The 9,250-nt window shown below is 71.7% G+C and carries 8 protein-coding genes and 3 pseudogenes; 4 read left to right on the forward strand and 7 right to left on the reverse strand.

The genetic code is table 11. From position 1 onward, the window contains the following. Positions 1-76 (forward strand): annotated as a pseudogene (locus tag A5714_RS27105) (hypothetical protein); the annotation flags it as partial. On the opposite strand, the pseudogene A5714_RS27110 reads toward A5714_RS27105, so the two are convergent. Beyond that, positions 73-705 (reverse strand): annotated as a pseudogene (locus A5714_RS27110) (phosphatase PAP2 family protein); the annotation flags it as partial. The pseudogenes A5714_RS27105 and A5714_RS27110 overlap by 4 nt on opposite strands. 71 nt (positions 706-776) lie before the next feature. On the opposite strand from A5714_RS27110, the gene A5714_RS11175 reads away from it, so the two are divergent. After that, positions 777-1,259, forward strand: a complete 483-nt coding sequence (locus A5714_RS11175; protein WP_068070216.1) for a hypothetical protein — start codon at positions 777-779, stop codon at positions 1,257-1,259. Here the strand turns inward: A5714_RS11175 and A5714_RS11180 are convergent. Then, entirely contained in the window at positions 1,249-1,515 is a 267-nt protein-coding gene (locus A5714_RS11180; RefSeq protein WP_068285217.1) for a hypothetical protein, read from the reverse strand. The two genes, A5714_RS11175 and A5714_RS11180, sit on opposite strands and share 11 nt — an antisense overlap. Positions 1,516-1,595: 80 nt before the next feature. Between A5714_RS11180 and bluB the strand changes: the two genes are divergently transcribed. Continuing rightward, complete coding sequence (bluB, locus tag A5714_RS11185) at positions 1,596-2,264, forward strand: 5,6-dimethylbenzimidazole synthase (protein ID WP_068285219.1); 669 nt, start codon at positions 1,596-1,598, stop codon at positions 2,262-2,264. A 69-nt stretch (positions 2,265-2,333) separates the two neighbouring features. Beyond that, entirely contained in the window at positions 2,334-3,755 is a 1,422-nt protein-coding gene (locus A5714_RS11190) for a sulfatase (RefSeq protein ID WP_068285222.1), read from the forward strand. 9 nt (positions 3,756-3,764) lie between these two features. On the opposite strand, the gene A5714_RS11195 is transcribed toward A5714_RS11190, so the two are convergent. The 5 genes and pseudogenes from A5714_RS11195 to A5714_RS11215 form a co-directional block, all read right to left on the reverse strand. Continuing rightward, a complete protein-coding gene (locus tag A5714_RS11195) occupies positions 3,765-4,550 on the reverse strand; it encodes a trans-aconitate 2-methyltransferase (RefSeq protein WP_068070220.1) in 786 nt (261 codons plus the stop codon). 298 nt (positions 4,551-4,848) lie between these two features. Next, the gene (eccE, locus tag A5714_RS11200; RefSeq protein ID WP_068285224.1) at positions 4,849-5,841 is read right to left on the reverse strand and encodes a type VII secretion protein EccE; all 993 of its coding nucleotides are present in this window, start codon (positions 5,839-5,841) and stop codon (positions 4,849-4,851) included. Continuing rightward, positions 5,838-7,241, reverse strand: coding sequence for a type VII secretion-associated serine protease mycosin (gene mycP, locus A5714_RS11205; protein ID WP_068285226.1), 1,404 nt, complete (start codon positions 7,239-7,241; stop codon positions 5,838-5,840). The genes eccE and mycP overlap by 4 nt, the downstream gene beginning before the upstream one ends. Beyond that, positions 7,238-8,655 (reverse strand): annotated as a pseudogene (gene eccD, locus A5714_RS11210) (type VII secretion integral membrane protein EccD). The gene mycP and the pseudogene eccD overlap by 4 nt, the downstream one beginning before the upstream one ends. 84 nt (positions 8,656-8,739) lie before the next feature. Further along, positions 8,740-9,250: ESX secretion-associated protein EspG (locus A5714_RS11215; RefSeq protein ID WP_197513639.1), on the reverse strand; the 511-nt coding region annotated here is incomplete at its 5' end.

The following is a 9,250-nucleotide window of genomic DNA, read 5'->3' on the forward strand; positions in this document are numbered from 1 at the left end:
CACCATCGAGGACCCGACGTTCGACGCCACCGCGGTGGCGACCAACGCGCGCGCGCAGGTCCGCCCGATCCACCGGCGCGCCCCCGATGGACGAAAGATGCCGCAGCACAACAAAAACCACAGGTACCCCAACGCCCACCCGGCCAGCACGTCCGACGGGTAGTGCACGTTCAGTGCCACTCGCGAGACGCCGACCGCCAGCCCCACCGCGGTCGCCACCGCCACCGTGACCCGGCCGAGCGCCCGGTTCAGCAACGGCAGCAGGAACGACACCAGCGCGAGCAGCGCGGCCGTCGTCTCGAGCGCGTGGCCGGACGGGAACGACGTCGAGGGCGCGGCGACCAGCATGGTCGGCGGCCGCGGCCGATCCACCAGACCCTTGGCCGCGGTGGTCACCAGTCCGTTGAGCGGCCCGCAGGCCAACAACACCAGGGCCGCCCGCACGTTGCGCCGCACCAGGGCGGCGACCGCCGCCACCAGCGCGACCAGCCGCCACAGCGGCGGGCCCAGCCACACCGACACGAACTGCCACGCCTCCACCCACGCCGGATGCCGGTGCGCGGCGCCACGCGCCGCGTTCAGCAGCGTCCAGTCCATCCCGTGCAGCCAGGACCAGTGCCGCAGGTAGCCGATCCACATGACGGCGTAGCCGACAACGGCGAGCGGCGCGAGGTAGCGGACCGCGGCGGTCCGGAAGCGGGTCATGACCCACGGATACCAGCCGTCGGGCGGTGAGGTTCGCACGGCCCGCTGCCCGCCCAGTCATACTGGGCGGCATGGCCGTCTTCGTCCGCAAGTTGTTCGGCATCGGCAAGCTGCCCGACGACCTGCACACGCAGGTTGAAGCCGAAGGCCTGACGTACCTCGCCGATTACGTCGCGGTGACGCGGCGCTTCAGCGGCGCCATCCCGGGCGTGCGGTTGCCGCACGGCGTGGCCAGCTACACCGGCTCGGTGGTGTTCACCTCACAGCGGGCGCTGGCGACGTTGTCGATGCTGCCCCGACTGGCGGGCCCCACCGTCAACGCGCGGTGGGACGCGCCGCAGACCGGCGCCGCGAAGGTCGAGATCTCCGCGACCGGGCTGCAGGTCGAGGTCGACGTGGCACAGGTCGACGAGAAGTTCACCGGCGAGCTGTCGCTGCACTACAAGGTCGCGATCCCCCAGGAGGTGCTGGACGTGCTGCCGCGGCGGTCCCTGGCCTTCGCCATGCCACCCGAATACGTGTTCCGCGCGGTCGGAGTCACGTTCAGTCCGTGAGGGTGATTCGCGGCCAGGGCGGCTGCCGCAGCATCGCCAGCCCGGCGAGCAGCGTCGCCACCAGGCCGGTGAGCACCCCGATCAGGGCGATCCGGTCGGTGTCGACGGCGGCCTTCCACGTGGCCTCGCCGTCGCGGATGACGAACACCCCCAGCGGCTTGCCGACCGGGATCACCGTGTAGCCGTCGGGAGTTTGATAGGGCTGCCCGTAGTCGGCCGCGTTATCGAGGTGCTCGAGCAGGTTTGAAGGCTTCACGAAGTACTCCCTTCTCCGGCGTCGGCCAGGTCCGTCGGCGATACGACTTACGCTAACGCGGATTTTTTACGATGGCTGGCATGACCGACCAGGCGTTCAGTCCCGAGGAGCGGCGAGCCGTCTACCGGGTGATCTCCGAGCGCCGCGACATGCGCAGGTTCACGCCGGGCGCCGTCGTGGCCGAGGAGGTGCTGGCGCGGCTGTTGCAGGCCGCGCACGCCGCGCCCAGCGTGGGCCTGATGCAGCCGTGGCGCTTCATCCGCATCACCGACGACGCGCTGCGGCGGCGCATCCACGCCCTGGTCGACGAGGAGCGTCCGCTGACCGCCGCCGCCCTCGGGGAACGGGCCGAGGAGTTCCTGGCGCTGAAGGTCGAGGGCATCCTCGAGTGCGCTGAGCTGCTGGTCGTCGCGCTGGGCGACGACCGCGAGCGGCACGTGTTCGGCAGGCGCACGCTGCCGCAGATGGACCTCGCCTCGGTGTCGTGCGCCATCCAGAACCTGTGGCTGGCGGCCCGGGCGGAGGGGCTGGGCATGGGGTGGGTGTCGCTGTTCGATCCGACCCGGCTGGCCTCGCTGCTGCACCTGCCGGCGGGCGCCGAACCGGTCGCCATCCTGTGCCTGGGACCGGTGCCCGCGTTTCCCGAGCGACCGGCCTTGGAGCTGGACCAGTGGGCGTTCGGGCGCCCACTGTCGGAGTTCGTCAGCGAGAACCGTTGGGCCGCGCCCACCCCAGACGCCACGTCGTGACGCGCCGGTGCGTCGGGACCGTGCGGCCGGCCTGCGGTATCGTCGCCCGTCGCAAGGCAAGTTGAAGAGGTGACGGATGTGACGCCGGGCGCGAGCGTGGGCCAGCCAGCCGACCGGAAGGACAACGTCCTGATCGTGCACTGGCACGACCTGGGGCGGCACCTCGGCGCCTACGGCCACGCCGACGTGTCGAGCCCGCGGCTGGACCAGCTTGCCGCCGAGGGCATCTTGTTGACCCGGGCCCACGCGACGGCGCCGCTGTGTTCGCCGTCGCGGGGTTCGCTGTTCACCGGCCGCTACCCGCAGGGCAACGGCCTCATCGGCTTGGCCCACCACGGCTGGGAATACCGCAACGGCGTGCGGACCCTCCCGGAGATCCTGGGCGAATCCGGCTACTACTCGGCGCTTTTCGGTATGCAGCATGAGACGTCTTACCCGAAGCGGTTGGGATTCGACGAATTTGACGTGTCGAACTCCTACTGCGACTACGTCACGGACAAGGCCGAGGCGTGGTTGCGTGACGACGCGAATAGCCTTGCGCAACAACCTTTCTTGCTCACCGCCGGGTTCTTCGAGACGCACCGGCCCTATCCACCGGAGCGATACGTCCCGGCCGACAGCGCGCGGGTCGACCCGCCCGGGTACCTTCCCGACACCCCCGAGGTGCGCGACGACCTCGCCGCGTTCTACGGGGCGATCAGCACGGCCGACGCCGCGGTGGGCCGGTTGCTGGACGCGCTTGCCGAAACAGGGCACGACGCCACGACCTGGGTGGTGTTCTTCACCGATCACGGCCCGGCGTTCCCGCGGGCGAAGTCCACGCTCTACGACGCCGGAACCGGTATCGGGCTGATCGTTCGTCCCCCCACCGGCCGGCCCGGCGGGAGCCGCGTGTACGACGAATTGTTCAGCGGCGTCGACCTGGTGCCGACGCTGCTGGGGCTGCTGGGCATCGCGGTGCCCGCCGACGTCGACGGCGTCTCGCACGCCGACGGGCTGCGGGGTTCCGGCTCGTCGGCCGGGCCGCCGCGTGACTATGTCTACACGACGAAGACCTACCACGATTCCTTCGACCCGATCCGCGCCATCCGGACCAAGGACTACAGCTACATCGAGAACTACGTGCCCCGGCCGCTTTTGGACCTGCCCCTCGACATCGAGCAGAGCCCGTCGGGGTTGGCCGTGGCGCCCTACGTCACAACGCCGCGCCCGGAGCGCGAACTCTACGACCTGCGCGCCGATCCCGAAGAGACCACCAACCTGCTGGCCGCGGGCGACCCGGGCGCCGACGATATCGCCGCCGATCTCGCTGTGCGCCTGCATGATTGGCGTCAGCGAACCGGGGACGTCATTCCCTCCGATTTCGCGGGCACCCGCATCTCGGCGCGGTACACCGAGACCTATCAGCACATTCACCACGCGAAGCCCAGCTCGCGCTCGGCGATCGCCGCCGACCGCGGGATCGAGGAAGGCCGGTCCACCGAGCGGTGACGGCGCCGACTATCCCGCCGCGCGGCGCGCGCCGCCGACCTCGGCGACGATGAACACCCGCCGGAACGGGAAGATGGTGGTGCCGTCCGCGCGCGGCGGATAGGCGTCGCGCAGCAGCGGCACAAGTTCCCGGCGGAATCGGTCCCAATCCTCGTCGTCAAGCCGGTCGCGCACCGGGACCAGCGCCGTGCCGGTGATCCAATCCAGCACCGGATGCTGCCCGGTCAACTGGTGCAGGTAGGTGGTCTCCCACACGTCCACCCTGCACCCGGCGTCCAGCAGCAGGTCGGCGTAATGCAGCGGCGGCTGCACCACCGCACCCACCCGAAACGGTATGTCGCGCAGAACTTTTGCGTACGGCTCGCGTCTCGCCAGCGCGCGCACCGCCGCGTAGGACGGTGACTCGAAGTTGCCCGGCATCTGCACGCCGATCCACGAGCCGGGCGTCAGCTGAGCCGCCCATCGGACCAGCAGGTCGGCGTGTTCGGGCACCCAGTGCAGCGCGGCGTTGCTGACCACCACGTCGGTATCCGGGCTCGGCTCCCATTTGCGTACGTCGCCCAGCGTGGCGTCGACCCCGCGTTCCCGGGCGGCGGCCACCATCTCCGGGGAGCTGTCCAGCGCCTCGACCACTGCGTCCGGCCAGCGCCGCGCCAGGTATTTCGTCAGATGGCCCGGGCCGCAGCCGAGGTCCACGACGCGCCGCGCCCGCTCGGCCCCCACGCGGGATACCAGGTCGTAGAACGGCCTGCCGCGGTGGTCGGCGAAGGCCAGATACACATCGGGATCCCACATGTCGGTCCTCCTGCCCGGCGCGCCACCGTTGCTCGGCTGTCAGCGAACGGTATTACCGTATGCCCCCGCGGACCGCCTGGTCGCGCGGGCGCGTCGTCGCGGCGGAGGAAACGCCGGGATCGGTGGCGCCGCCGGTCTGACCATTGCGTCCTGGGCGCGACGGACCCCCACTCGGCGTGGTCCCCCCGCCAGCGGATGGTAGTGCACGCGTCGGGATCCAGCGATCGCCCCCAGAGCATTCCCGGCGACCGCCGGACCGCCTGCGCGGGTGGGCGAAGGCCGGGTGCGCGGCGACGTCCTAGGCCGTTTCGGCTGCCGCCCGGTGCGCGCCGCCGGTCAGGGTGGGCCAGTCCAGCCGCTCCAGCAGCCCGGCCGGCGCGGCGGTGTGCCCGTCGAGCCGCCGCGTGGACAGCAGGTCGAGCGCCAACAGCGCGGGCCGGTGATTCCCGCGTTGCGGGGTCACCCCGGCCGCCGGCGCCGAACCGTCCGGGGCCATGTCGGTCTGGAAGGCGCACGCCGCGGCGACGGTGCGACCGGCTCCCACACCGGCGATCTCGAGCGCCGTGCAGGTTTCGCGGGCGGGGTACGAGCGGATCGCCTCCAGCGTCGCGGGCAGCGAGTCGTCGACCGCTATCTGGTAGGCCGCGACGTAGTCGGACCCGCCGCGCTGCACGGCGCGCCACGTCTCGCGGGCGTTGGACGTCAACAGCCGGGGAACGTCGTCGGGGGTGACGGTGGTGGCCTCCCAGCCGATCTCGCGCAGGTGATCGGCCAGCCGGCGGGCGGCGACCTGAACCGTCTCGTGCAGCGGGATGCGCGGCGAGCGTGCCTGCAGGGCGGCCAGGTTGTCGACAGCCGATACGGTCAAACCGATCCAGGTGTCCCGCCGAGACGCATCGGAGGCGTTGTCGCGGCTGGTGATCCGGATCTTGTCCGCGCGGATGCCGTAGCGGTCCAGATACTGGGCGATCAGCGGCAACGGCAGCACGTCGGCGCCGGTGTCCGCTGCGCCGACGCGTAGCAGCGCGGTGGCGGACGCCGTCGAATCCGCGTCGTCCACGTTCGACGAGTTTCCGCGCCCGACGATCGCGAGGCGGCGGCGCGCGATGGTGGTGAAATACAAGCCGCGCCAGGATCCGAACAGCACGACCACGGCGACGACGGCGATGCCGATCAACCAGTAGTCGCGCGTCGACCGCCAGGGGTAAGCCAGCACCGCGGGGATGACAGCCAACAGGGCCAAGGTAATGCGGCCGCTCCCGGGAACGGGTATCCAGCGCTGCGAGCTCACGGGGTGATGTCCTTTCGTCGACGAGCGGCGAGCGCGGTGACCGCGCCGGCGAGTGCGACCAGCACGGCCAGCACCGCGGTGCCGGCCAGCGCGACGGTGCGCGGGGTGGTGTCCTTGGGCGCCGGTGCCGGCGGCACGGCGACCGGCTTCACGGTGGCGGCGCCGGGCTGGTTCGCCGCGGGTAACTGCCAGGTCAGCGCCGCGACCGGATCGACGCTGCCGGCACCCACCACGTTCGAGGGCGCCCGCGCGCCGTTGTGGGCGGTCGCGGTCAGCCGGTGCACCACCGCGGTGGCGGGCAGGTCGGGGTACTTGCTGCGGACCAGCGCGGCGACCCCGGCCACGTAGGCGGCGGCGTAGCTGGTGCTGCTCAACGGAACCAGCTGCTGGTGTTCGTCGGGCAACCCGTTGGCCAGCCCCCCGCCGTCGGCGTTGCTGACCGACACGATGCGTTCGCCCGGCGCGGCGATGCCGACCCACGGGCCGGCCGTGGTGAACTTCGAGGGCTGACCGTCCGCGGTCAGCGACGCCACGGAGAGCACGTAGGGCTGCCACCACGACGGGATGGAGACCGAGGTGACGCCGGCCCAGTTCCGCGGGTCGTCCGGGCGGCTGAGGTCGGTGAGGGGATTGGACTCGCACGACGTGCCGCCGCCGAACGCCCCGGTGGGCCCGCTGTTTCCAGCCGCGGCCACCAGCACCGCGTCCTTGTCCACCGCTGCGTATCGGATCGCCGCGCCGAGCGCGGCCTGATCGACGGGACGGTCGGCGGGCAGGCAGGCGATTTCGGAGACGTCGATCACCCTTGCCCCGAGGTCGGCCGCGTGCACGATCGCACGGCCCAGCGTCGCGACCTCTTGGGTGGCCCGCGCGACCGTGGGATCGCCACCGGGCGTGCGCGGCGAATATCGAGCCGACGTCGTGCGGATCGAGACCACCCGGGCGGCCGGCGCCACGCCGGAGAAGCCGTCCTCGCCGCCAGGCGCCGGCTGGCCGGCGATCAGCCCGGCGACCAGCGTGCCGTGCCCGTCGCAGTCCGTCAGGCCGTCCGTGGTTTCGACGAAGTCACCCCCGGGGTCGACGTTGGGTAGCCGCGGCCCCGGCCGCACGCCGGTGTCGAGAACCGCCACCAGTTGCCCCTCGCCGCGGGAGAACTGCCATGCCGCGGGCAGATTCAGCGTCGCCTGGCTGGGTGTCACGGCGTTGACGTCACTGCCCGCGAGCACGCCGGGGGAACCACACGGACCGCGTTGTTCCATCGGTTGCACCGGGCCGGGCGCCCCGCTCGGCGGCGGCACACCCGGATCGATCTTGGGCTGTTGGATCGCCACCGCCGACGGGCACGTCCACAGCGCAGCCACCAATGCCGCTGTCGCACATGCCAATCCGGATCGGATCATCGATCGATGATCCAGCCGAAGAGTCCGACCAGGAAGGCCATGACGGGGATCAGCGACGCATCGAGCCCGCCCGCCACGAAACCCTCAGCCGGCGCACCGGCAGCGAGTAGGTCTCGGGCTCGGCGATCTGCGGGTTGAGCGCCACCACGATCCAGGCCAGCAGCAGCGCGACGAGCACCAGCGCGGCGCCCAGGCCCGCCGCAAATCGCCCTGTCGCGGTGTAGAACACCAGGAGCACGCCGGCGACCAGGTACGGCTGGGACAGCAGCCACGCCTTGCAGGCGGCCGAGTCCCACACCCGGGCGCGCAGCACCGACGTCGCCGCGACGGCAGCCACCACGTACCAGCCCGCGCCGCTGAGGGTTTCGGGGCGCAGGGCGATCGCGATCGAACCCAGCGCGCTGAGCAGGACCGCCCCGGCGATGAAACCGCTCTGATGGGCGTCGCTGATGCGCACCCGCCGCGGCAGGTCTTCGAGCACCCGTAGCGAGGGCGCCGACGGGGTGGGGTCGCCGGGCGCCGGGATCACCGGCAAGGGGAAACGCGCCCACAGCGCCGACAGCGGCGCGGCCTCGATGGTGACCAGCAGCGCCGCGACGATCAGCCCGCAGCCGATGCCCAATACTGATACGTGCCACAGCAATTCGGAGCCCGCGGCCAGCAGCACCCCGGCCCCCACGACCGCGGTGGCGGTGCAGAAGGCGGCGACGCGCTCCCGCTGGGCGCTGGGCGCCATCAGAACGATCGCGGACCACGCCGTGACGCCGGCCGCGGCCAGCGTCAGCTGTGCCGGACCGAACCGCCCGGGCACGGCCAGGGCGAGTGCGGCCCCGATCGGCACCAGCGCGGCGATCGTCAATACCGTCCCGGCGCGCGCCGAGCGGGGCGTGATGAGCAGGCCGACGATGGCCGTCAGCGCCGCGATGGCGCTGACGGCGACCAGCCCCGCCAGCGCGCCGGTGGCGGCACGGTAGGTGACCGCGAGACCGGTGGCGAGGAAGGCGACGACGACCGTGGCCGCCAGCGCGAATCGCTGGATGTGCGCGCTGCCCCAGGGCTTGAGCCGTGAGGTCGAGAAGATCATGGCGGCGTCGGCGATGTCCTCGACGATGCCGGGCGCGGCCGGGCCGACGGGCACCGGTTGCAGCGCGAGCAGGTCACCGTCCACGACCCCGACCGTGTCCAGGCTGGCGTCGAGGCTGAACGGCGCCCCGCCGATGGGCGCCAGGCTCAGTTGCGCGGCGCCACCGACCTCGGCGGCGCCGCGGGCGCCGTCCTCCGGGTCGCCGTTGGCGACCGCCGGGACTACCAACCGCTGGACCGCGGGCAAGATTTCGCGCAGCGGCAGTTCGGCGGGCAACGCCATCTCCGTCAACCGGCTGTCCGCGAGGATTGCCACGCGGACGATCGGCATGACGGTGCCGGACGTCACCGGATCCCCGAACTGCGCTGGGACGGTACCTGGAACATCGTGCTCTCTTCTCTATCTCGTGTGCGGTTAGGAGTATTGGGCGGAAAAGTCTCGGGCCAGCCGGTGGCCGGGGAACCAGTCGGCGTCGGGCAGCAGGGCGGTCAGGTGTTCGATCGCTACGGCGATGGCGAACGGGGTTCCGGGGGCGAAGGTCGATACCCATTCGCCGTCGAAGGCCCGCGACGGGCTGACCAGTACCCGTCCCTCGGTCGTATCGACGATGCTGATGCCGACCTCGGTGGTGGCGTGCCGGCCGTCGCGATGACAGCCGGCGACAACCTCCACGTAGCTGCGCGGGCCGGTGAACACCGATTCCACCACCGACCGCGCCGATTGCGGAATGCCCAGATAGTCAAGGACTTCCGCGAGCGCGGCGCCCGAGCGCAACCGCTCGTCGGCCCGGGCCCCGACGCGGGTCGGCATGCTGAACTGCTCGAAGCGGGCCGGGGGCCGCTGCGCCAGCCCGACGCCGAGGACCGGGACCAGCGCGCGGGGATCGTCGATGTCCATCGCGGTGAAGGTGACCAGTTGCGCGTTG

This window comes from Mycobacterium sp. E2462 (assembly GCF_001672685.1).
Classification (GTDB): domain Bacteria; phylum Actinomycetota; class Actinomycetes; order Mycobacteriales; family Mycobacteriaceae; genus Mycobacterium.